We start from the raw sequence: 23379 nt of genomic DNA, 5'->3' as shown, positions 1-23379 counted from the left end.
GAACGCGAATGAGCCTGACACTACGCGCAATGACACCCGATGATCTCGATGCCTGCTATCAGATGACGCAGGCGCTGAAATGGCCCCACCGGCGGGAAGACTGGCAGCTGGCGCTGCAACTGGGTGAGGGAACGGTGATTGAAGAGCAGGGCCGGATCATCGGCAGCGCGATACTCTGGCGCTGGGGCGCGCACGCCGCCACGCTGGGGCTGGTGATTGTTGATAATCAGCAGCAGGGGCGCGGGCTGGGCAAACAGCTGATGCTGGCACAACTGGAAAAAGTGCCCGACTGTACTGTCCGGCTGCACGCCACTGAAATGGGTAAGGGGTTATATCAAAAGCTCGGTTTCGTCACCTGCGGCGAGATCCGTCAGCATCAGACCCGCGCCCTGACCGCGCTTCCGGCAGTGGCGATCCCGGCGGGGCTGCAACTGCGTCCGGCGACTCCGGCCGATCACGCCACGCTGGTGACGCTGGATCAGCAGGCAAACGGCATGTCCCGTCCGGCACTGTATGAACATTTACTGCGGGACTGTCAGACGGTGCTGCTGGAGGATGCGGCACAACAGATTCAGGGCTTCGCCAGCCTGCGCCGTTTCGGCCACGGTTGGGCGATTGGCCCGGTAATCGCGGTGACGTTACCGGTCGCGCAGGCGCTGGTCGCCACGCTGATGCAGTCGCTTCAGGGGCAGTTTCTGCGCATCGACACCGATGCCAGCCTGCCGATGGCCAGCTGGCTTCATACCCTTGGGCTGGATCAGGTTGATGCCCCAGTCACGATGGTGCGCGGTACGCCGTGGACGCCACAGGGCATGCAGGCATTCGGACTCATGACGCAGGCGATGGCCTGATGCATATCGTCTACAAATCCGAACCGGAACGTGGCCGCATCTGGCAACGCTGGCTGGCGGAGCATGCACCCGACATTCAGCTGCATATCTGGCCCGACACCGGCGATCCGGCGCAGGTGGAGGCGCTGGTTGCCTGGCTGCCACCGGCGGATATTCCGGCACAGTTTCCCCGGCTGAAACTGCTGTTTTCAGTGGGGGCCGGAGCCGATCAGTTTGACCTGCATGCATTGCCGCCCGATCTGCCGGTGATCAGAATGGTTGAGCCGGGGCTGACGCAGGGCATGGTCGAATATGTCACCTTCGCGGTGCTCGGCCTGCATCGCGACATGCCGCGCTATTTCCATCAGCAACGCCAGCAGCAGTGGCAGGCTCACAGTGCAAAACCCGCTGCGCAGCGGCGAGTGGGAATTATGGGGCTGGGTGAACTGGGGCAGGCCGCATTAGCGCAACTGGTCACGCTGGGTTTTGACTGCGCAGGCTGGAGCCGCACGCCACGCCACGCTCCTGGCGTTCGCTGCTGGCACGGTGACGATCAGCTGGCGGCATTTCTGGCGCACAGTGAGATTCTGGTCTGCCTGCTGCCGCTGACCGAAACCACGCGAGGCCTTCTTAACCGGACGCTGTTCAGTCAATTGCCACCGGGCGCGGCGCTGGTGCAGGTCGGGCGTGGCCCGCAACTGGCAGAGGACGATCTGCTGCAGGCGCTGGCAAGCGGTCAGCTGCGCGCCGCCGTGATTGACGTGACCGATCCGGAGCCATTACCGCCGGAGCATCCCTTCTGGCACCATCCCGCCATCTGGCTGACACCACACATCGCCAGCCAGACGCAGAATGAGAGTGCTGTTGCAGCGCTGCTGGAAAATCTGCGGCGTTTTCAGCGTGGTGAGCCGCTGCACGGTGAAATCGATCGTTCGCGAGGATATTAAATGGAACACTTAGTGGCCCTGCGCCGCGATTTACATGCGCACCCGGAACTGGGCTTTCAGGAGCAGCGCACCAGCGACATCGTTGCTCGCTTCCTGCAGGCGCTGGGCATTGAGGTGCATCGCGGCATCGGTAAAACCGGTGTCGTCGGAATACTGAGAAAGGGCAGCAGTAAACGCATGATCGGCCTGCGTGCTGACATGGATGCGCTACCGATGCGGGACCAGAGCGGTACACCCTGGCAGAGCGAAACCGAGCAGGTAAGTCACGCCTGTGGCCATGACGGCCATACGGTGATGCTACTGGGGGCCGCCGAAAAACTCGCGCGCGAGGTCAGTTTTGACGGCACGGTCTGCTTTATCTTTCAGCCTGCCGAAGAGGGTCTGGCGGGCGCACAGGCCATGATCGATGAGGGTCTGTTCAGCCGTTTTCCCTGCGACGCCGTTTACGCGATTCATAACTGGCCGGAACTGCCGCTCGGTCAGGTGCAGACCCGGCCTGGTCCCATCATGGCGGCGGCTGACCGCTTCGATATCCGCGTGCTCGGCGGCGGCGGCCATGCCGCTCAGCCGCATTTAACGGGCGATACCCTGCTGGCGGCCAGTGAGCTGGTGGTGCAGCTCAATACGCTGGTGTCACGCGCGCTCGACCCCTGTGAAACGGCGCTGCTTACCGTGACCCGGATGCAGGGCGGCTTTTCACACAATATGATCCCGTCAGAGGCGACGATCACCGGTACGGTGCGCACCTTCAGCGCGGCCGCGCAGGATACGATTGAAGCCCGACTGCGCCAGATGGCAGAGCACATCACGGCTGCCCACGGCCTTCACGCCGAAGTCAGTTATCTGCGCTACTACCCGGCAACGCTGAATAGCGCGGCAGAAGCGCAGTTTAGCCTGCAGGCACTGACAGCGGCGGGTATCCGGGCAGAGCTCGCTCCCCGGCCTGCGCTCACCTCAGAAGATTTTGCGTTTATGCTGCAGGCACGCCCCGGGGCCTATCTGTGGCTGGGTTCAGCGCCCAGCAAGCCGCTGCATCATGCCGCTTATGACTTTAACGATGCGCTGATTCCGTATGGCATTGACACTTTTGTCACGCTGATTCGTCAGGCGCTGGCGGAGAAATTTCCCTGCTGAATGCTGCGGGATTTTGACAGGAAATGCCGCTGCATGGGGAATTACGGCAGCGTAATCACCTCGTGCATTGCGATACTTGAGCCAACCGAACGTTACGTGGATGAGGGTTTAAAATGCAGAATGTCATGGCAGAACAGCAAGCATACTCCGATAACAGCCTGTTACTGGATGCACGCGAGCAGAACGTCCCGCGCGGAGTCGTGACCGCCCATCCGCTGGTGATTGAACGCGCCAGGGGCAGTGAAGTATGGGATGTAGAAGGTAACCGCTATCTCGACTTCGTTGGCGGCATCGGCGTGCTGAATGTCGGCCACAATCACCCGGCGGTGGTCAATGCGGTGACCCGCCAGCTGGGCCTGGTTTCTCACGCCTGTTTTCAGGTGGTGGCCTATCCGGGCTACATCGAGCTGGCGCAGCGGCTGAACCAGCTGGTCGGTGGTGATGAGGCGTACAAAAGCGTCTTCTTCACCAGCGGCGCGGAAGCCGTGGAGAATGCGGTGAAGATTGCCCGCTCCCATACCCGGCGTCCTGGCATTATCGCGTTTGATGGGGCGTTTCACGGGCGGACCCTGCTGGGCGTCACCCTGACCGGCATGTCCGCGCCTTACAAACAGAATTTTGGCCCGTTTCCTGGCGATATTTATCGTCTGCCTTTTCCGAATCCGCTGCACGGTATCACTGAAGCGGATTGCCTGAAGGCGCTGGATCAGCTTTTTGCCGTGCAGATCCTGCCGGAACGTGTCGCGGCGATCATCATTGAGCCGGTGCAGGGCGATGGCGGATTCCTGCCTGCAGGGCCGGCCTTTATGCAGGCGCTGCGCCGCATCACCAGCCAGCACGGCATTCTGTTGATCTGCGATGAGGTGCAGTCCGGCTTCGGGCGTACTGGCACCATGTTCGCTTTCCAGCAACTCGGTGTTAAACCGGATTTAGTCACTCTGGCGAAAAGTCTGGGCGGCGGTCTGCCGATTTCCGGTGTAGTCGGCCGGGCAGAGATTATGGATGCGCCGACCCCTGGCGGGCTGGGCGGCACGTATGGCGGAAATGCGCTGGGCTGTGCAGCGGCGCTGGCGGTACTGGATCTGTTTGAGCAGGAGAACCTGCTGCAGCGTGCCTGTCAGCTCGGCCAGCAGCTCAATGCCCGTCTGCGTCAGATGGCAGAAAAATATGCCTGCATCGGTGACGTGCGTGGCGTAGGCTTTATGCAGGCCGTGGAAATTCTCGATTACGAAACCGGCCGTCCGGATGCGGCGCTGACCCAGAAGATCCTCGACAGCGCCTGTCAGGAAGGACTGCTGCTGATTAAATGCGGTCTGCATCGCAACACCATCCGCTTCCTCGCGCCGCTGGTCACCACTGACTCCCAGCTGGAAGAGGCGCTGCATATCTTTGATATTGCCCTGGCCCGCGCCACCGGCCGATTGGGTTAAAACCGTTCCTCATTGTTTTTGTTAGAGTAAGTTAAAAATCTCCCGCTGGTGTAACCACTGCGAAGCGCTGGCGCATTGACTGTAAAGCGTGTTATATCTTCGGGAGGTTCTGCACAATTAACCAGGAGCCTATCCGGTCAGGCGATTTAATCTGTCAGTCTGCTATGGTCAGTGCTCACCATCCCGACGGGCTTTCAGTTCGTGCGGGTTGTTCCGCGCTGTCCCGCTCAGGACTGACTGACACCATGACCTCTGCCGGAACAGGTTTTGACAGTGAGGGGATGCTATGAACGGCTTAATGAAACTCGACCGCATTGACATCAACATTCTGGTGCAGCTGCAGAAAGATGGCCGTATCAGCAACGTAAACCTCGCTGATGCCGTCGGCCTCTCGCCCAGTCCCTGTCTGCAACGGGTCAAACGTCTGGAGCAGGCCGGATTCATCACCGGTTACGAAGCGCATATCAATCTCACCCGCATTACGGATTCAGTTACGGTCTTTACCGAAGTCACTCTCTCAGGTCATCGACGCGAAGACTTTATGAAATTTGAAAGTGCGATGCGCGACGTGGATGAGCTGATGGAATGTCACCTTATTACTGGCGGCTACGACTACCTGCTGCGCTTTATTACCCGCAGTATTGAGCATTATCAGGAAGTCATTGAGAAACTGCTTGATGCTCAGATCGGCATTGATAAGTATTTCAGTTATATCGTCATCAAATCCCCGATTATGAAAAGCAGCGTGCCACTGCGTTCGCTGATCGGCAAACAGAACTCCGTCGAGTTTGGCGTGTAACGGGCGGCCAGGCGTCGCCCCTTATTCCTGGCATCCTGAATGCGGGCTGTTAGCCTGACCTCGCGCGACCATCCTGACGTTTATTTCTGTCCCCCTCCCGCACATTTTTCAACGCGCCTCAGCCGCTTCTTCACCAGCATAAAATTTTTTTCCACTGCGAATTTCAACGGCTCTGCAGGGTTTTACCGCTGGCTACAGCCTCAACCGTTGCGTGGATCCTCTTACACTGATTCTGACCGATACAAGGAGTTGCAATGGACTCATTACAGATTGCTGACCAGCAGTGGCAGCGCGATGCGTTCACCGTCTCAACCTGCCGCCAGCGACTCGACCTGGCATGGATTCATCGCCAGCTGGCGGAGAAATCCTACTGGGCTAAAGGGCAGCCGGAAGAGAAAACTCGCAGGGCGATAGCCGGTTCGCTGCCATTTGGCCTCTATGACCAGACGTCACAGATTGGCTTTGCCCGGCTGATCACCGACTACACCCGCTTTGGCTGGTTGTGCGATGTGATAATTGATGAAAACTGGCGTGGTCACGGGCTGGGCAGCTGGCTGGCGACCTGCGTCCGGCAGCATCCTGAGCTGCAGACAGTCCATCGCTGGATGCTCTCAACCCAGGATGCCCACCAGGTCTACCAGCGGCTCGGCTGGCGCGTGGTGCAGCATCCCGACATGCTGATGGAGTTTCCCCCTTCCTGAAACAGGAGTTAACCCGATATGCGATACCGCGTTGGCGTGGATATTGGTGGATCCTTTACCGATTTTGCCGTGCTCGATCAACACACTAACCAGATCCATACCCTGAAAGTCCTGTCGCGACCGGATAAACCCGGTAGCGAAATCGTGAACGGACTGACGCAGTTTCAGCAGCGTCAGGGCATTGACCCTGCAGAGATTGACTATTTCACTCACGGCACCACGGTTGGCATCAACGCGGTTATTCAACGGCGTGGTGTGCGTCTGGCGCTGTTTACCACCGAAGGCTTTTGCGATGTGCTGGAGCTGGCGCGGCTGAAAATCCCCCATATTCATGACCTTTTCTCGCGGCGTGCGGCACCGCTGATTAGCCGCGATCGGGTCTTCGCCATCCGCGAACGCAGCGATGCGCACGGCAATGTGCTGCAACCCGTGGATCGCCAGAGTGTGCTTGACGCTATCGATCAGGCACGCGCGACAGGCTGTCAGGGCATTGTCGTTTCGCTGCTGCACAGCTATCGCAACCGGCACAATGAAGCGGCGGTTAAAGCGATTATTGATGAGGTGGCACCTGAACTGCTGACCTCCTGCTCTGCGGACATCTGGCCGATTATTCGTGAATATGAACGTACCATTACTGCCACCATTAATGCCTACGTGCAGCCGATGGTCATCCACTATCTGGAATCCTTTGAGCAGGCACTAAAACGGCTGGGCGTCAGGCCGCCACCGCGCATTACCAAATCCAACGGTGGCGTCATGGGCGTCGGGCAGGCAAAACGCGAGTGTGTCCAGATGGTGCTCTCTGGCACGGCGTCCGGGGTTATTGGCGCCAGTTATCTCGCCAGTGCCTGCGGTTTTGACAAAATCCTGAGCCTGGATATTGGCGGCACCAGTGCCGACGTGGCGGTGATTATTGATGGCAACGTGGCGCAGGGTAACGGTGAGATCATTGGCGATTTCCCGATATTTATTCCTTCTGTTGCCGTGACCTCAGTGGGCCAGGGCGGCGGTTCGCTGGCGTGGATTGATGGACAGGGCGTCCTGCAGATGGGGCCTGACAGTGCGGGATCGCTGCCCGGCCCCGTCTGTTTTCAGCGCGGTGGCACGCAGCCCACGGCCACGGATGCCTTTGCTGCCTGTGGCATGATGGGCCATGGTGCGCTGGGCTATGACGCCGTGACGGTGGATGTCGACGCTGCCTGCCGGGCCTGGCAACCTCTGGCTGATGCGCTGGCGCTTTCCGTGCAGGAAACGGCGGAAACGGCTATCCAGCTGGCGATCTCCAGTATGTACAGCGATACCAGTGGCTTGCTGTCGCGTTTTGGTCTTGACCCGCGTGAGTTCTGGTTCCTCGCTTTTGGCGGCGCGGGGCCCATGATGGGCTGTTTTCTGGCCCGTGAACTCAATATGAAGGGCATTATTGTGCCGCCGACGCCAGGCGTCCTTTCTGCGCTGGGCGGTCTGGTGGCAGACATCCGCAACGACTTTATCCGCACGCTGTATGGCGATCTGACGCCTGCGCTGGCGGATACCTTAGCCAGTGAAGCCGCCGCATTACAGCAGCGCGCCTGCGGCTGGCTGGTGCAGGAGCACGGCAGCGAAATGCCTTATAGCCTGCAGTTCAGCGCCGATATGCGCTATCGCGGTCAGTCATTTGAAATCGACGTACCGCTGGAGGCGGACTGGCTGACACAGGCGGATGTCACCGCGCTGCATGAGGCCTTTGATCGTCAGCATCAGGTGCTGTTTGGTCACTGCGACCCACAGGCGCCGGTGCAGCTGATCAATCTGCGACTGGTGATCGTCTCACCCACGCCAAAACCAGCCATTAACCCACTGGCCGTGGCCACGGACGCTGTGCCGGTGCTGAAGCAGACCCAGGCATGGATAGATGGCGACTGGCATCAGGTAGATATCGTCCTGCGGTCGGTGCTGCGTGCCGGACATCAGCTCCGTGGCCCGGTCATTATTGCTCAGGACGACTGCACCACCTGCGTACCGCCCGGGATGACCGTCATGGTCGATTCATTCGGGAACCTGCTGATTACGGCGAGCGAGGCATAACATGGCAATTGATGGGCGTAACTTACAAATCCTGGCGAACTACTGCGCCGCGGCGGCCGATGCGATGGCCTTTACGCTGATGCGCACCGCGCACTCTACCTTCGTAAAAGAAACTGAGGATTTCTCCTGTCAGATTGTCAGCCGTAACGGACTGGCCTTTGCTTCACCGCGCAGCTTTGGCGCACCCTGGTATAGCGGCATTGACTACGCGCCGGTACTGGCGCTGATCGAGGAGTACGCCGAGGGCGATATCTGTATTACCAATGACGCCTATGCGGGTAACGTGGCCACGCACTCGCCTGATATTCATATCTGGAAACCGGTGTTTCATCAGGGTGACATTGTCTGCTTTGTTGTGGGCCACATTCATAATACTGACGTGGGTGGCGCGGTACCCGCCTCACTGTCGCGCTCGCTGACCGAAATCGTTCAGGAGGGGATTCGCATACCGCCGCTGAAAATTGTGCGGCAGGGCCAGCTTAACGAAGAGGTTGCCAGCATCATGCGGCTCAACGTCCGGGCGCCAGAGCAGAACTGGGGCGATTTTAAAGCGCAGCTGGCGTCGGTGAACGTGGGAGAGCGAAAGATCCATGACATCATTGCCCGCTTTGGCATCGACGATTTTTTACAGGGCATTGAGGGTATTCTTGATTACGCCGAAGCGCAGGCGCGCGCCATTATTCGCACCATCCCTGATGGCGAGTACTTCTATGCCGACTACGCCGATGAAGATGGTGAGGGCGGCTACCCCTGTCGCATCGCCATTACACTTCGGGTAGAGGGCGATCGGCTGGAACTGGACTATACCGGCAGCGATCCGCAGCTGGCCTCATCGCTGAACATGCCGACCGGCGGGCGGGAGCGGCATCCGCTGGCGCTGGTAGGTGTCACCTATGTGCTCTCCACCCTGGACCGTTCGCTGCTGCTCAATGCGGGCACGCTGCGACCCACCCGGGCCATTCTGCCGCCCGGCACGGTGATGAATTGCGAAGCCCCTGCAGCCGTGGGGATGCGATCGCTGACCTGTGCGCTGTCACAGATTGCTACCCTCGGTGTCTTCTCGCTGGCGATGCCGGAGCGCCTGCCGGCAAACTCGCCCGGCGGCAACTCCATTATGAATATCCGCACGCAGATCCACGATCGCAGCGTCGTTGCCTCGCTGGGGCCGGTAGGGGGCGGAGCAGGCGGTACGCCGCGTCATGACGGCCCCGATGGTTCCGGCGGACTTTCCGCCTTCCTGAAAAACACCCCGATAGAGATTAACGAAGCCGAAGTTCCGATTCATTTTCATCGCTACGGACTGGCGCAGGACAGTGCCGGAGCGGGGCAGTTCCGGGGCGGCTTAGCGACTGAAATGGCCTTTGAAATTTTCTCGCCGGGTACCACCATTACGGCGCGCAACCGTAATCGTTCGGTGTTTGCCTCGGCGGGCGTCGTGGGAGGGCGGAGCGGGGCGCTGTCGACCTTTTGCACCCGCCGCAACGGCGAAATCATCAGTCACGGCAACACGGACGTGATTCACTGCCAGCCAGGCGATGTGGTTGAAGTGCGCGGCCCCGGTGCAGGCGGATATGGCCTGCCATCACAGCGCGATGTGGCCGCGGTGCTGCAGGATGTGCGTTGCGGCTATCTCAGCATTGACGCAGCCAGGAGAGAGTATGGGGTGGTCGTGACAGATAACCGCGCAGACCCTGACGCGACGGCGCGCCTGCGTGCCGGTATGCCGCAGCAGGCAACCCGCCATTTTGAGCATGGGGAAGCACGACAGCGTTTTGAAGCACTCTGGACGCCCGCGCGTTATGAACTGCTGACGGCCTTTCTGGCGAGCGCACCGGTCAGCTGGCGTCACTTCCTGAAAACCCAGGTATTCAGGAGGGTTGAAGAATCAGGCGAAACGGCTGAAATGGCACAAATATTCAGTGAGTTGCGTCAGCGATATCCGGCTATCGCGAACAGTTAAAGGCAATGGCTCATCGTCGACTACGCTTTAAGTCTGCATGGACTACAAGGGGAAACGTGACGATGAGCATGAAAACCAGTGATTTTTTTGTCCAGCGCCTGAAAGAGTGGGGTGTGACACGTATCTACGGCTATCCGGGAGATGGCATCAACGGGGTGCTGGGCGCGATTCAGCGTGCGAATGCCAAAGGCGAGGGCATCGAATTTATTCAGGTGCGGCACGAAGAGATGGCCGCCTTTATGGCCGCCGGGCATGCAAAGTTTACCGGCGAACTGGGCGTCTGCCTCTCTACCGGTGGGCCGGGCGCGACCCACCTGCTGACCGGCCTTTACGACGCGAAAATGGACCATGCGCCGGTACTGGCGATTGCCGGTCAGGCGGAAGCAACAGCCCGCGGGGCGAGCTATCAGCAGGAGATGAATCTGGATCGCATCTTCTCCGACGTCGCTAACTTTGTTCAGGAAGCCTCCGCGACGAGCCAGGTGCGGCACCTGCTGGATCGCGGCGTGCGCATTGCCAAAGCGCAGAATGGCGTGGCGGTCATCATCATTCCTAAAGATATTCAGGATGAAGCGTGGGAGCCGCCGCCGCATCTGCATGGTTTTACCCATTCCGGCAGCGGTTATCAGCGTCCGAAAGTGATCCCCTATGAGGCCGATTTGCAGCGTGCTGCCGACGTGCTCAACGCCGGTAAAAAGGTGGCGATTCTGATTGGTGCAGGTGCGCGCGGTGCGGCCGTTGAAGTCGTTCAGGCCGCCAATGTGCTGGGTGCCGGTGTGGCAAAAGCCCTGCTGGGCAAGGATGTGTTGCCGGACGATGCGCCTTTTGTCACCGGGTCGATTGGTCTGCTCGGCACTAAACCCTCCTCCGATTTAATGCAGAACTGCGATACCCTGCTGATGATCGGCAGTGGCTTTCCGTGGACAGAATTTCTGCCGGAAGAGGGCAAAGCGCGTGCGGTGCAGATCGACATCGATCCGGCCATGCTTGGACTGCGCTATCCCTGTAAGGTCAATCTGCATGGCGATGCGGCTGAAACCCTGCGGGCGCTATTACCGCTGCTGGAGCATAAGCAGGATCGCAGCTGGCAGGAAGAGATTGCCGTTCAGGTACGTGACTGGTGGACGCTAATGGAGGAGCGCGCTATGGCTTCCGCTCATCCGGTTAACCCTCAGCGGGTGGTGTGGGAGATGTCACCCCAGCTTCCGGACAATACGATCGTGACCTCCGATTCCGGCTCGTGCGCCAACTGGTTTGCCCGTGATTACCGGGTGAAGCAGGGGCAGCGTGCCACGCTCTCCGGCGGTCTGGCCTGTATGGGTGCGGCTGTGCCCTATGCAATTGCGGCAAAGTTTGCTCATCCGGAAAAACCGGTGGTGGCGCTGGTCGGGGACGGTGCCATGCAGATGAACAATATGGCCGAGCTGATCACCATCCAGAAATACTGGCAGCAGTGGACCGATCCGCGCCTGATCGTCTGCGTCTTCAATAACCAGGATCTTAACCAGGTGACCTGGGAGCAGCGCGTAATGGAGGGTAATCCCCGTTTTGATGCCTCGCAGCAGTTGCCGGATGTGAACTATGCCGACTTTGCCCGATCGCTGGGAATGGTCGGAATCTATGTCGATAATCCGGACGATCTGGCCGCGGCCTGGCAGCAGGCACTCAGCGCCGACCGCCCGGTTTTACTCGAGGTGAAAACCGATCCGGAGGTCGCCCCGTTGCCGCCACACATCACCTTTAAACAGGCAAAAGCTTTTATGGCGTCCATGGCGAAGGGCGACCGCGGTGCGGCGCAAATCATCAGTGACACCGCCAGTCAGCTGTTTCACAAAAAGCATTAGGGGCTAAGCTGGGCTGTCGCGCCTCACTAACCTTACTCCCGGACGCTTTCGCGTCCGGGTTATTCGCTATTCATCTCACTTAACGGGAGTCTTACTATGACTGCTCACTCCACCCCTGTCTGGTTAATCTCGGGATGTTCGACCGGTTTTGGTCGCGAACTGGCACAGCAGACAATTGCGAGGGGTTTTAAGGTCATTGTCACGGCACGAAACACCGATAAGATTGCTGATCTGGTCGAAGGGCACGACAACGCACGGGCAGTGGCTCTCGATGTGACACAGCAGGCAAGCATCGACCAGGCCGTGCAGGCGGCACTGGACGCATTTGGCACCATTGACGTGCTGGTTAATAACGCCGGTTATGGCTATCAGAGTTCGATAGAAGAGGGCGTGGAGAGCGAAATCCGTGCGCAGTTCGATGCTAACGTGTTCGGCCTGTTTGCTCTGACCCGTGCCGTGCTGCCGGTTATGCGAAAAGCGCGAAGCGGCCACATCATCAATATCACGTCAGTTGCGGGCTTAATCGGCTTTGCCAGTTCCGGCTACTACTCTGCCAGCAAACATGCGGTGGAGGGCTGGTCCGACGCACTGGCGCTGGAGGCGGGCCCGCTGGGCATTCACGTCACCTGCGTCGAGCCTGGCCCGTTCCGCACCGACTGGGCGGGGCGTTCACTGCATCAGACGCCGAGTACGCTGCCAGATTATGCAGAAACCGCAGCTGCACGGATGAAAGCGACCGCCGAAAACAGCGGCACCCAGAAGGGCGATCCGGCGCGCGCCGCCAAAGCGATGATTGCTATTACGGAAGAGGATCACCCACCACGCCATCTGGTGATGGGCGCCTGGGGACATGAAGCCGTCATCAGCAAGCTTAAAGAGCGGCTGGCAGAGGTCGAAGCCTGGAAACAGACCTCGGTCGGGACTGATTTTCCGGAATAAGACGAGTGCTGAGTGGGATACCGCCTGCGCTGAGTCTGAACAGGATGAAAACAGAGAAGGCCCGTTCAGCGGGCCTTGCAGCGTTAAGCGCGTGTTCCGGCTTCCTGCATTTCGCGCGCAGTAAACTCTTTCAGCTTGCGGCGCAACAGGGCTGATGACGAGCGTTTTTTCGCCTGAGCTAACTGGGCATAAATTTCGGGCAGATCGGGTTTTGCCAGCCACTCCGCAATCAGGCGCGATCTGACCTCTCTGTACCGGGTCTCCACCTGCTCCAGAGGGGGGGTCGTGTTTTTCGTAAAACGACATAGCAAGCTCTCCCTGCAGTCACCACTTTATAAGCCCGGAAACAGTCCGGGATTAAAGGTTGCGGCGCTTTCTTTGGCAATCCTGTCCGGCGATTGTAGCGTAGTTCATTTTTTAACCCAGGCATCGCGTCGTAGATCTCTTCCAGCGGCGTCGGACGATTGCGGTCAGCAATTTCACCCGATGCAGCCTGGAAGACAAAACCGCCGGTTGAGAAGCTTTCATGGTGTGCCATTAATGCGAGTATCACGTTTTTTAAAACAACAGCGCTACCCAGTCCTGACAGTCTGATAGGGCGGAAATCACTCAGGCACGCGAGACCATCGAAAACGTCAAAACAGATCTCAGCAAGGCCATTTGCCGGAAAGGAAACCCCCGGCGGCAACTGATAACCGAGGCGGGTAAAGGCCTCTTTATCAGCTCAATGACCCGCGATGACGGCGTACGTTTCATTCGCGGCAACGAATACGTAGCTGTAATACTCCTGGCGACCGTAGATAAATCTTTTCCGCCTGATCGCATAATTTTCAAGATAGATCTCTTCCTCAACACTCACTTATCATCCCTGCAGCCAGCCTGCGAATCCTTTTGCCGGCATTTTTCAGTCAGAAACCCGATTCGTCAAACAACAGCATTAAAAGTAGGGTTATTCATCCCGGGATATCAGCCATAGTTGCTGCAGACCGGCAAGACGTTGTAAGCCAGCCCGCAAATTCACGCCCCCTTATCGCGCAGCCCTGCGTCATCATCGTGCTGCAAAAATAAACAGCTGTCCGCTGCTGACAACATAAGAATTTGATCTTGTATCCCAGGCCGTATTCCATCTGGCATCCCGCTTACAGGAGCAGTGATCATTCGCTAACTGGCACGCTTAATGCACTCGCTGACAGGGACATTTCTGGCGAGGTAATCCATGTTTGACACCTTATTAGACGACGATGCGACCACGATGGCCGCACTCATCCGCAGCGGGGAAGTCTCGGCCTGTGAGCTGACCGGGGCGGCACTGGCGCGGATGGCGGAACGGGAACCGGCGATACAGGCGTTCTGTACGCCCACCCCCGACCTGGCGATGGCTCAGGCCCGCGCAGTCGATGCCCGACGCGCACGCGGGGAAACGCTGGGGGCGCTGGCAGGCGTTCCGCTGGCGGTCAAGGATCTGATCTGCACGGCAAATGTCAGAACCACCTCCGGCTCGGCGGCCTATCGGGATTTCGTGCCGGAAGATGACGACATTACGGTGGAACGGCTGCTGGCCGCCGATGCAATCCTGCTGGGTAAAACCACCGCACCGGAATTTGGTTACAGCGGCGTCGGGCACAATCCGCTGTTCCCTTCGCCGCGAAATCCCTGGGATCTCACCATGACGCCCGGTGGTTCCAGTGCGGGCTCCGGTGCGGCGGTAGCCGCGCGACTCTGTCCGATTGCTCTGGGCAGCGATGGCGGCGGCTCGGTCCGCATTCCGGCGGCGCACTGCGGCATTTTTGGCTTTAAAGCCTCAATGGGGCGGGTGCCCCTGTGGCCTGGCTGTCGTGATGAACGTTATCCCGGGGTGTCGGGATGGGAGTCGCTGGAGCATATCGGGCCGATGACCCGCAGCGTTCGCGATGCGGCCCTGATGCTCTCTCTGATGGCCGGGCCGGACATGCGCGATCGTCACTCTATTCCCTGCAGCGACGTGGACTGGCTGGGTGCGACACAGCAGTTGCCAGGCCCGTTGCGCATCGCTTTCAGCGCGGATTTTGGCTATGTGGCCGTGGACCCGGAGGTGCGGGCGGTGGTCAGCGCGGCGGTGCAGCGTTTTGCGGCTGAAATCGATGCCGAGCTGGAGCTGGCCGATCCTGGCTTCAGCGATCCGGCCGCCGCCTTTGGCGCGCTGGTGGCGATGGAGAGCGATCTTACCGGGATGCGTCAGATGATGGCGGAGCAGGGCAGCGCGATGTCGCCGCATCTGGTGGCGATGCTGCAGCACGACTGGCGGGCGGAAAACTTTACCGATGCCATCGCCACCCGAAAAGCGGTCAGCAACAGCCTGTGGCGCTTTATGCAGCGCTTTGACCTGTTGATTACCCCGACGCTGGCGGTGCCGCCGTTTCCGCTGGGGATGCAGGGGCCGGAGATCATCGATGGCCGTATGGTCCGCAGCGACCACTGGCTCTCCTTCTGCTACCCGTTCAACTTTACCGGCCAGCCCGCCGCGTCACTCCCCGCCGGTTTTACCGCCAGCGGCCTGCCCGTAGGGCTGCAGATTGTCGGGCGTCATCTTGATGATGCCTTAGTGCTGGCTGCCAGCGCCGCTTTCGAGCGCATTCAGCCGTGGAATCACCTTCAACCCGGGATCGCCCAATGAAAACCTCATCTTCACCTGCGCTGGAGCAGGAGTTTGAACATCAGCCGGTGCCGCTGTCGCATCGTCACTCCACCCGTTCCGTTTCGGCAGTCTGGTTCGGCTTTCCGATGATCCTCACCAATGCGCTGTTTGGCGGCATCATCACCTGGCATCTGGGCTTCTGGCCCGCGTTGGCCGCCATCCTGCTGGGCAATCTGGTGCTGTTTGCCTATGTCGGTGCGCTGAGCTGGTACGCCGGTAACAGCGGCATGAACTTTGCCCTGCAGGCGCGACGCACCTTCGGCAGTAAAGGCTATATTCTGGTTTCCGGCTTTCTTTCGACGGTAGTGATTGGCTGGTATGCCTTCCAGACCGGGCTGACCGGTACGGTCATCAACCAGACCTTTGGCTGGAATGCGCTGGCGGTGACGGCATTTGCGATGATCCTTTATACCGGCATCACCTTTCTGGGGGTACGGGCGCTGTCGGTGCTGGGCATGATCGCGGCGCCATTGTTTGTGGTGCTGGGCGTGGTGGCGCTGTGGCTGATTAGCAAACAGCATGACTTCTCCGTCGTAACTCAGTGGAAAGGCAGCGCCAGCGCCGCCGGCGCCATGAGTATGGGCACCGCCGTCACCATGGTGGTGGCGGGCTTTGCCGACTCAGGCACCATGACTGCCGACTTTACCCGCTGGTCAAAGAGTGGCCGCTCGGCCGTGATTGCCGCTTTCTCCGCCTTTCCGGTTGCGAACGTGATCTCCTACCTGTTCGGCGTCGTGATTGTCGCCGCAGGGGCCGCTGTCGATCCGCTGACTAACGGCGGAAATTTTCTGCCGATGCTGATGGGGCACGGCGCTTTCCTGTCAGTCGTAGCCTGTCTGTTTGTCTTTATCAATCTTGGATCGGTCTGCACGCATTGCCTCTATAACGGCGCGGTGGGCTTCAGCCACCTGTTCAGCAGCAAAATGCGGCTCTGGACGCTGATCCTCGGCGCCATCGGCGGCGTGCTGGCGCTGGCGGGGGTCTGGTCCTATTTTCTGGAGTGGCTGAGCCTGCTGGGTATTGTGGTGCCGCCGTTTGGTGCGGTGATGATTGTGGATTTAATTTTTATGGCGCGCATCAGCGAACAGCGTCCGGCGCAGCGTTTCCGGGGTGACGCCTTCGCAGCCTGGGCCATTGGCAGCCTCTGCGCGGTGATTGCCCATCTCGCCTTTCCACAGTTCGGTGAAGCGGTGATCGGTCTGGTCACTGCCGCAGTGAGCTACAGGCTGATCAGCCGAATGCGCCTGCCGCGCCCCGTTATGGAGAAGCGTAATGTTTAGTGTTAATTCCACCCCCTACAGCTGGCCGTTTGACGGCAGTTTCACCCCGGCCGATACGGCGCTGATTGTGATCGACATGCAGACAGACTTCTGCGGCGTGGGCGGCTATGTCGACAGTATGGGCTATGACGTAAGCCTGACCCGTGCGCCCATTGCTCCGCTGCAGCAGGTGCTGGCGGCGATGCGTGCCCGGCAGTTTCCGGTTATCCACACCCGTGAGGGGCACCGACCCGATCTCAGCGATTTGCCCGCCAACAAACGCTGGCGTTCGCGTCGCATGAACGCCGGTATCGGGGACAGCGGGCCCTGTGGCCGCATTCTGGTGCGCGGCGAACCGGGCTGGAAAATTATTCCGGAGCTGGCACCCTTACCGGATGAAGTGGTGATCGATAAGCCGGGGAAAGGATCGTTCTATGCTACCGATCTGGAGCTGATCCTCCGCAGCCGTGGCATCCGAAATCTGATCCTCACCGGGATCACGACCGATGTCTGTGTCCACACGACGCTGCGCGAAGCCAACGATCGCGGCTTCGAGTGTCTGGTCCTTTCCGACTGCTGTGCGGCGACCGAGCGGCGTCATCATGAGGCGGCGCTGAGTATGATCCACATGCAGGGGGGATCTTTGGTGCCGTTGCTCCTTCCGCTGCGCTGCTGGACAGCCTGGGGGGAGAGGGTTAGCGTCGATACGCAAAGCGGCGCTGCCTGACCGGCTTCAGGCAGCGCCCGATGGCCTGCGCGCGTTATAGCGCTCAGGCTGCCTTTCGCGGTCACGTTTGCTGTGCGGATGAGGCGTCTATCAGTGTCGCAAGCCGATCGGCGGGCACGGCCTGACTGAACAGATAGCCCTGCAGTTGATTACAGCCCGCATTTGCCAGCGCAGACATCTGATCCGGCGTTTCGACACCTTCCGCCGTCACCATCAGCCCCATAGCGTGCCCCAGCTTCACCACCGACTCCACAATCGCCATTGAATTTTCGGCCACGCCCAGCGACTGGGTGAACGAGCGGTCGATTTTGATTTTATCCACCGGAAAAGTGCTGAGATAGTTGAGGCTGGAGTAGCCGGTGCCGAAGTCATCCAGTGCAATCCGGAAGCCCGCTTCACGCAATGCCACGATAGTGGCGCGTGCCTCGCGCTCATCCTCAATAAGTACCCCTTCGGTAATCTCCAGCTCCAGGCGCGCCGGATCGCCGCCCTGCTCGCTGACGATAGCCATCATCCGCTCAACGAAGCCGGCCGAGCGGAACTGAACGGGTGAAACGTTGACTGCCACGAGCAGCCCGGGGTAACGTTGCTGCGTTGCGCACGCTTCGGCCAGCACCCATTCGCCCAGCGGAATAATCAGGCCCGTCTCTTCGGCAATCGCGATAAACTCACCGGGCGCAATCGGGCCACGGGTCGGATGGTGCCAGCGCAGCAGCGCTTCAACGCCCACCATCTGTTGACCGCTGATGTCCATCAGCGGCTGATACCATACAGCCAGCCCCTGACGCTGTTGAAGTGCGATGCGCAGGTCGGCGGCGATAGCCTGGCGGGTGCGTACCGACTCATCCATTGCCCGTTCAAACTGACGGTATTTGCCCCGGCCGCCGCTTTTCGCTTCATAGAGCGCGATATCCGCCTTTCGCATCAGCTCCACACGATCGATGCCATCTTTGGGGGCCAGCGCCAGTCCGATACTGGCACCGCTCCAGACATCATTGCCGAACAGGGTAAAGGGCTGGCCCAGTTCGTCGATGATGCGCTGCGCCAGACTCTGCACCTGGCCAATGTTTTCAACCTCCGGCATCACCACAATAAATTCATCGCCACCCAGGCGTCCGACCGTATCGCTGGTGCGCACCAGACGGCTCAGACGCTGTGCCACCGCGATAATCAGCTCATCCCCGGCATGATGACCGTGTGTGTCATTGATGGTTTTGAATCGGTCAAGATCGATGAGCAACAGCGCCACCCGCTGATCGTGACGTGTCGCCAGTGCCAGCGCCTGGGTCAGACGATCCTCAACCAGCGCACGGTTAGGCAAGCCTGTGAGCACGTCATGAAACGCCAGATGCTGCGCCTGAGCCTCCGAAGCGCCGAGCCTGAGCATCGACTGAGAAAGATTTACCGAAGAGTGCCAGAGCCGTCGCACCATATAGAGGCAGAGCAGGGTAATAGCCAGCACCGCCAGCCCGGTAGAGGGGCCGATGGTTCGCAGCATGTCCGCGCCGGGACGGATGGGGATCCAGTTAAGATAGCCTACCGGGTCGCCCGCCTGAGCAATCAGCAGATAACGGGCGCTGGCGTCAGGCTGTGGCGATCCATCAGAAAAGTGCAGCCCCCGAAGCTGATTACGTTCTGCCAGGCTGGCCAGATAACCTTCATCCAGAAATTTCAGGCTCACCAGCCGGAAGCCTGGCAGGGTATCATTTTCCTGCCGGACAGCCCCGACGGCCAGTGCCGCAGCATGCCGGTTCACGCGGGCATAATCGGCATCATTCTGGCGGCCCGGGTTGCTGACCAGCGGGTGATGCAGGAGTTCACCAATCAGCGGATCGCGATCCGGATCGGCAACCGGCTGACCTTCACGCCAGACGCGGACAATGGCATTTTGCGGATCCAGCACCATGATCAGCTGATGCCCGAACATTTCATAAAGCCACTCGCCAATATTCTCATCCAGCCATCTGTCACTGTGGCTTGCCGCCAGATGCTGCTGCAACGGTGCCCAGCGTGACAGGCTGTGCAACTGGCGCAGATGCTCATTCAGGCTTTGTGAAAAAGAGGCTTCAATCATCCGTTGCTGCTGATGCCGCGCTTCGCTATTGGTCAGCGATGTGCCGGCATACAGCGCAGCGCCTGCACCGGTAAACGTCAGCAGCAAAATCGCCACCAGCGGGACTAACACTTCGCGCAGAAAACTGCGCCGGAAATCCGAGGAAAGTTTAAGCGTGCTAATCATATTGTTATTCTTCTCTGCAACAGGGAAACAGCTTAAAAATTAGCAGATGTCAGCCGATCGTCCATGCTGCTCCTGATTTAACAGGCGGTGAAACAGAGGGTTTCCGCTCACCCTTATGTGCTGCCAGTCTGAGCAGTGCGGCGACAGAACCGGCCTTTTTTATCAGTTAATTTAATGAAGTGAGCCGGTTCGACAGTCACAGAGGCTGACCCCCTGTGAGATGAGCAGGATAGAGGGCGGGCACATGTCAGTGCCCGCGTTCCCTGTGAACTTCGCGACTATGGTTCATACTTGAGTGCGCTGATAATTTGACGAACGGATAACCGTGAAGACAACGGTTACTGTATCTATCACTTGCCTGCCAGCCTGGCGCTGTCAGCTGACTGAAAGGGAAAATAATGCCATTGTTATTCGGTGAGTTATCTGGTTTCCCCTCATGGGTGCCTGTTGTATTACTCGTCTCGCTCTCCTTTGTACTGGGTTTTCTGGTCCGCCTGATCCTGCTCGGGTTTATTCGTTACTGGCAGAGTCGTGACAGAAAACTGTTTAAATCGCTTGAGAAACATCTCAGCGGTTCCATGTTTTTCTTCATTCCGCTTCTGATGATCAATGTCGGGATTAACTACATCAACTTCCATCCCGATTCACTGGATTTAATCACCAACATCATCAATGTCTTTATCATTATGTCCTTCTGCTCGGTCCTGATCCGGCTGACCAATGTGGCGCAGGATATGCTCTATATCCGCTATGACATCAATATCTCCAATAACCTGCGGGCGCGCAAAATCCGCACGCAGATTATCTATGTCAAAAAAGTGGTGATTGTCATCCTGGTTCTCTTCTGCGTTTCACTGATCCTGCTGAGCTTTCCCGGCGTCCGGAAATTCGGCACCACTATCCTGGCCGGTGCCGGTGTGGCCGGGATTATTATTGGTTTTGCGCTGCAAAAGTCGCTGGTCAATCTGTTTGCCGGTATTCAGATCGCCTTTACTCAGCCGATTAAGATCGATGATGCCGTGGTGGTGGAAAAAGAGTGGGGCTGGATAGAGGAGATCAATCTGACCTATGTGGTGGTGCGAATCTGGGATCTGCGCCGTCTGGTGCTGCCCATCACCTACTTTACTGAAAACCCGTTCCAGAACTGGACGCGCAATAACGCTCAGATCTTAGGCTCGGTATTTCTCTACGTCGACTATTCGATGCCGCTGGAGCCGCTGCGACGGCATTTTGAAAAAGTCCTGAGCGAAACGCGTCTCTGGGACGGAGAAACCCAGGTGTTGCAGGTGACTGATACCACCGAGAAGACCATGACTATCAGGATGCTGATGACTGCGCAGAACTCACCCATCGCTTTCGATTTGCGCTGCTACGTCCGGGAAAAGATGATCGAATTCATTCAGCAGAATTACCCGCAAAGCCTGCCGCTGGTCAGGGCATCACTGACGGACAGCGAAAGTGAGAAGCGGACGCAAGCGCACACAGAGTGACGTATGTCAGAAAACTGAGCAGCCGGCCAGACAATCAGGCAATCTGACTGAACGGGCGGTCGCTCTTTTTCGTCGGTAACTGTTTTAACATGATGCCAGCATGTGCAACGCCGTCGGGCACAATGGCATCCGCGCGGAGCGGCAGCGTCTGTCAGGAAATACGCCTGTTCGCATTAACGTCAGTCGCTTTCGATTTTAATCCTCTCTCTATCGCCGCACGTCAGCATCTGAATGAATACAACGAATACCGATATGCCAGACTGACCTTCCGCATTCTGCGCCGCGGTCGACATCTGAATTTTCAGAAATAAGTTCCGGGCCGACAGGATATTGCCTGGCTGGCACATAAATATTTTTTATTTCATAGACGTTTGCTGCGATTTTTCCAGCGAAAAATATTGGTTTTGCAATTAGTAGATCCGTTCCTGATATATATCTATCCCGGAAAATAAATTATTAAACTATTGATAAATAATGATTTAATAATTTTTTCAGAGGGTTTTACGCGCTTAAAAGGCGGTCAGAATGAAATCTGCAGAAACAGATTATTACATTGTCAGCTTATGTAAAGGAGAAACTGTAGCCTTAAAAAGGGGAGAATTTGAGCAGTTTTTTTGAAAATTAAATCTCTCTGTGCCTGCAATAAGCAGAACGCGAATCACGCCATATACTTTACGCATATTCACGTAATGAATATACATGGGATTTTACCGCTATTTATGGCAGCGCTGCGAACGTTTTCCGGCGTCTCAGTTCAGGAGAGAGAAAAATGGATCAAACCGCATTTATGATCGGGTTTTCGATCATGGCTATTGCGTCACTGGTTATCTACGCCACAGGCGGCAAACAGTTTCCTTCCCGTCACCACACGCTGATGCACGCTTCCGTGCCGTTTATCGCGGCGACGGCCTATCTCGCGATGGCCATGGGATTCGGCAATCTTATGCTGGACAATGGCGTCACCGTCTATCTGGCACGCTATGCTGACTGGTCTGTTACCACACCGATTCTGCTGGCCGGGCTGGTGATGCTGGCCTTCCATGACGAAGGCAAGCCGGGTGAGGCAGGCGGCTTTCTGACGGCCATTATCGTGCTGGATGTCATGATGATCATCACCGGTCTGATCTCATCGCTGGCTGAAAACAGTATTGCGAAATGGGTCTGGTATTTCTGGTCCTGTGCCGCATTTCTGGGGGTGGTTTACCTGCTCTGGGGACCGCTGCGTAGGATTGCCGCCGCGCGGGGACGTGCTATGGCGGCGGCTTACAACAAAGACGTGGCGCTGCTGACCGTGGTCTGGTTCATCTATCCAGTTGTTTTTCTGGTGGGGCCGGAAGGTCTCCGGATTATTACCGACCAGACCTCTGTCTGGACGTTTTTGATTCTGGATGTCATCGCTAAGGTCTTCTATGCCTTCTATGCAGCCGCCAATCTCAACAATGCGCTTTCACAGAGCCGCTATGAGGGTAAAGCAAGCGCATGACCCGGCTAAAGCAGGGCGGATGGGCAGGACTCTGGGGGGCTGCTTTTGTTGCCTCGCTGAGCCCCCTGTCTGTTCAGCTGGGCTTTGCGGTGATGGCAATTGGCTTTATCGGGATGGCACATGGTGCCAGCGATCTTGAAGTCGTCAGGCGCGAACGCCGGCTGCCATTTCTCATGGCCTATGGGCTGGTTATCGTGCTCTGCCTGTTCTGGTGGCATGATAATTCAGCCCTGGCACTGCCCGGTTTTTTGCTGGCCTCCGCGATACATTTTGCCCTTGAAGATGCCCCTCGCGGGCATCTCATCGAGCGTCTGGCGCGGGGGATTGGCATGATTACGATACCTGCCACGCTGCATCTGAATGCGTTCAGCACCATTCTGTATCAGGCCGGCCTGACGACGGCCATACCCGATTCTGTCGCCGCAGGCATTGCGCTGACGGGCGGGATATGTGCGGCGGGGCTGATTGTGACTGGCATACTTCGTCACGACATTTCACTAATGACGGGCATGCTGGCGCTGCTGCTGTTGCCGCCGTTTGTTGGTTTTTCCATGGGATTTTTAATTCTGCATGCGCTGCCGCAGACCCGGTTACGGCGTGACCAGCTTGGCTGTCGCAGTTACAACAGCTACCTGTACACCACATGGCCAATACTCACCGTAGCGATTCTGCTGGCGGCGGCAACCGCCGTGATGATGCATCCCGCCGACAGGGCGGGTACCCAGTCGCTCTTTGCTGCGCTGGCTGCGCTGGCAATTCCGCACATGCTTATTACGCCCTGGTTTGAACCGCGGCAGCCGATATAAACTACGTTGCGCAGGCGATAAGCACATCGCCATCACCCACGCCAGACACAGAA

At 58.2% G+C, this 23379-nt stretch carries 17 protein-coding genes and 1 pseudogene; 16 read left to right on the top strand and 2 right to left on the bottom strand.

What is annotated here, in order from left to right; all coding sequences use genetic code 11:
- The first annotated feature begins 8 nt into the window (after nucleotides 1-8).
- The 10 genes from ACLHDD_RS08565 (at nucleotide 9) to ACLHDD_RS08520 (ending at nucleotide 12648) form a co-directional block, all read left to right on the top strand.
- A complete protein-coding gene (locus tag ACLHDD_RS08565) occupies nucleotides 9-851 on the top strand; it encodes a GNAT family N-acetyltransferase (RefSeq protein ID WP_427103763.1) in 843 nt (280 codons plus the stop codon).
- Complete coding sequence (locus ACLHDD_RS08560) at nucleotides 851-1777, top strand: 2-hydroxyacid dehydrogenase (protein WP_427103762.1); 927 nt, start codon at nucleotides 851-853, stop codon at nucleotides 1775-1777. The genes ACLHDD_RS08565 and ACLHDD_RS08560 overlap by 1 nt, the downstream gene beginning before the upstream one ends.
- Nucleotides 1778-2911, top strand: coding sequence for a M20 aminoacylase family protein (locus tag ACLHDD_RS08555; protein WP_427103761.1), 1134 nt, complete (start codon nucleotides 1778-1780; stop codon nucleotides 2909-2911).
- A 113-nt stretch (nucleotides 2912-3024) separates the two neighbouring features.
- A complete protein-coding gene (gene gabT / locus ACLHDD_RS08550; RefSeq protein WP_427103760.1) occupies nucleotides 3025-4341 on the top strand; it encodes a 4-aminobutyrate--2-oxoglutarate transaminase in 1317 nt (438 codons plus the stop codon).
- A gap of 286 nt (nucleotides 4342-4627) precedes the next feature.
- Nucleotides 4628-5140: an Lrp/AsnC family transcriptional regulator gene (locus ACLHDD_RS08545; RefSeq protein ID WP_313656258.1), complete on the top strand. Its 513-nt coding sequence runs from the start codon at nucleotides 4628-4630 to the stop codon at nucleotides 5138-5140.
- A 254-nt stretch (nucleotides 5141-5394) separates the two neighbouring features.
- Nucleotides 5395-5841 (top strand): GNAT family N-acetyltransferase, encoded by a 447-nt coding sequence (locus ACLHDD_RS08540; RefSeq protein WP_427103759.1) that lies wholly within the window; start codon nucleotides 5395-5397, stop codon nucleotides 5839-5841.
- Between the two features lie 18 nt (nucleotides 5842-5859).
- The gene (locus ACLHDD_RS08535; RefSeq protein WP_427103758.1) at nucleotides 5860-7905 is read left to right on the top strand and encodes a hydantoinase/oxoprolinase family protein; all 2046 of its coding nucleotides are present in this window, start codon (nucleotides 5860-5862) and stop codon (nucleotides 7903-7905) included.
- 1 nt (nucleotide 7906) lies between these two features.
- Nucleotides 7907-9865 (top strand): hydantoinase B/oxoprolinase family protein, encoded by a 1959-nt coding sequence (locus ACLHDD_RS08530; RefSeq protein WP_427103757.1) that lies wholly within the window; start codon nucleotides 7907-7909, stop codon nucleotides 9863-9865.
- Between the two features lie 62 nt (nucleotides 9866-9927).
- The gene (locus ACLHDD_RS08525; protein WP_427103756.1) at nucleotides 9928-11709 is read left to right on the top strand and encodes a thiamine pyrophosphate-requiring protein; all 1782 of its coding nucleotides are present in this window, start codon (nucleotides 9928-9930) and stop codon (nucleotides 11707-11709) included.
- 96 nt (nucleotides 11710-11805) lie between these two features.
- Entirely contained in the window at nucleotides 11806-12648 is an 843-nt protein-coding gene (locus ACLHDD_RS08520) for an oxidoreductase (RefSeq protein WP_427103755.1), read from the top strand.
- Between the two features lie 83 nt (nucleotides 12649-12731).
- Here ACLHDD_RS08520 and ACLHDD_RS08515 read toward each other — a convergent pair whose 3' ends face one another.
- Complete coding sequence (locus ACLHDD_RS08515) at nucleotides 12732-12914, bottom strand: hypothetical protein (protein ID WP_427103754.1); 183 nt, start codon at nucleotides 12912-12914, stop codon at nucleotides 12732-12734.
- Between the two features lie 950 nt (nucleotides 12915-13864).
- Here ACLHDD_RS08515 and ACLHDD_RS08510 point away from each other — a divergent pair.
- From ACLHDD_RS08510 to biuH, 3 genes and pseudogenes are all read left to right on the top strand, one after another.
- Nucleotides 13865-15301: an amidase gene (locus ACLHDD_RS08510; RefSeq protein ID WP_427103753.1), complete on the top strand. Its 1437-nt coding sequence runs from the start codon at nucleotides 13865-13867 to the stop codon at nucleotides 15299-15301.
- Nucleotides 15298-16602 carry a purine-cytosine permease family protein gene (locus tag ACLHDD_RS08505; protein WP_427103752.1) on the top strand — a complete coding sequence of 435 codons (1305 nt, stop codon included), beginning with the start codon at nucleotides 15298-15300 and terminating at the stop codon, nucleotides 16600-16602. Before ACLHDD_RS08510 ends, ACLHDD_RS08505 begins: the two co-directional genes overlap by 4 nt.
- Nucleotides 16595-17280, top strand: a pseudogene (gene biuH, locus ACLHDD_RS08500) (biuret amidohydrolase). Before ACLHDD_RS08505 ends, biuH begins: the two are co-directional and overlap by 8 nt.
- Nucleotides 17281-17369: 89 nt before the next feature.
- On the opposite strand, the gene ACLHDD_RS08495 reads toward biuH, so the two are convergent.
- Nucleotides 17370-19547 (bottom strand): putative bifunctional diguanylate cyclase/phosphodiesterase, encoded by a 2178-nt coding sequence (locus ACLHDD_RS08495; RefSeq protein WP_427103751.1) that lies wholly within the window; start codon nucleotides 19545-19547, stop codon nucleotides 17370-17372.
- A gap of 398 nt (nucleotides 19548-19945) precedes the next feature.
- Between ACLHDD_RS08495 and ACLHDD_RS08490 the strand changes: the two genes are divergently transcribed.
- From ACLHDD_RS08490 to ACLHDD_RS08480, 3 genes are all read left to right on the top strand, one after another.
- Nucleotides 19946-21037 carry a mechanosensitive ion channel family protein gene (locus ACLHDD_RS08490; RefSeq protein ID WP_427103750.1) on the top strand — a complete coding sequence of 364 codons (1092 nt, stop codon included), beginning with the start codon at nucleotides 19946-19948 and terminating at the stop codon, nucleotides 21035-21037.
- 769 nt (nucleotides 21038-21806) lie between these two features.
- Complete coding sequence (locus tag ACLHDD_RS08485; protein ID WP_427103749.1) at nucleotides 21807-22520, top strand: bacteriorhodopsin; 714 nt, start codon at nucleotides 21807-21809, stop codon at nucleotides 22518-22520.
- Entirely contained in the window at nucleotides 22517-23326 is an 810-nt protein-coding gene (locus ACLHDD_RS08480) for a Brp/Blh family beta-carotene 15,15'-dioxygenase (RefSeq protein WP_427103748.1), read from the top strand. The genes ACLHDD_RS08485 and ACLHDD_RS08480 overlap by 4 nt, the downstream gene beginning before the upstream one ends.
- Nucleotides 23327-23379: the final 53 nt, after the last annotated feature.

Origin of the sequence: Pantoea sp. NSTU24, assembly GCF_050157905.1 — a bacterium.
In the GTDB taxonomy this organism is placed as follows: Bacteria; Pseudomonadota; Gammaproteobacteria; order Enterobacterales; family Enterobacteriaceae; genus Pantoea.
This window is presented reverse-complemented; position numbering and strand designations above follow the sequence as displayed.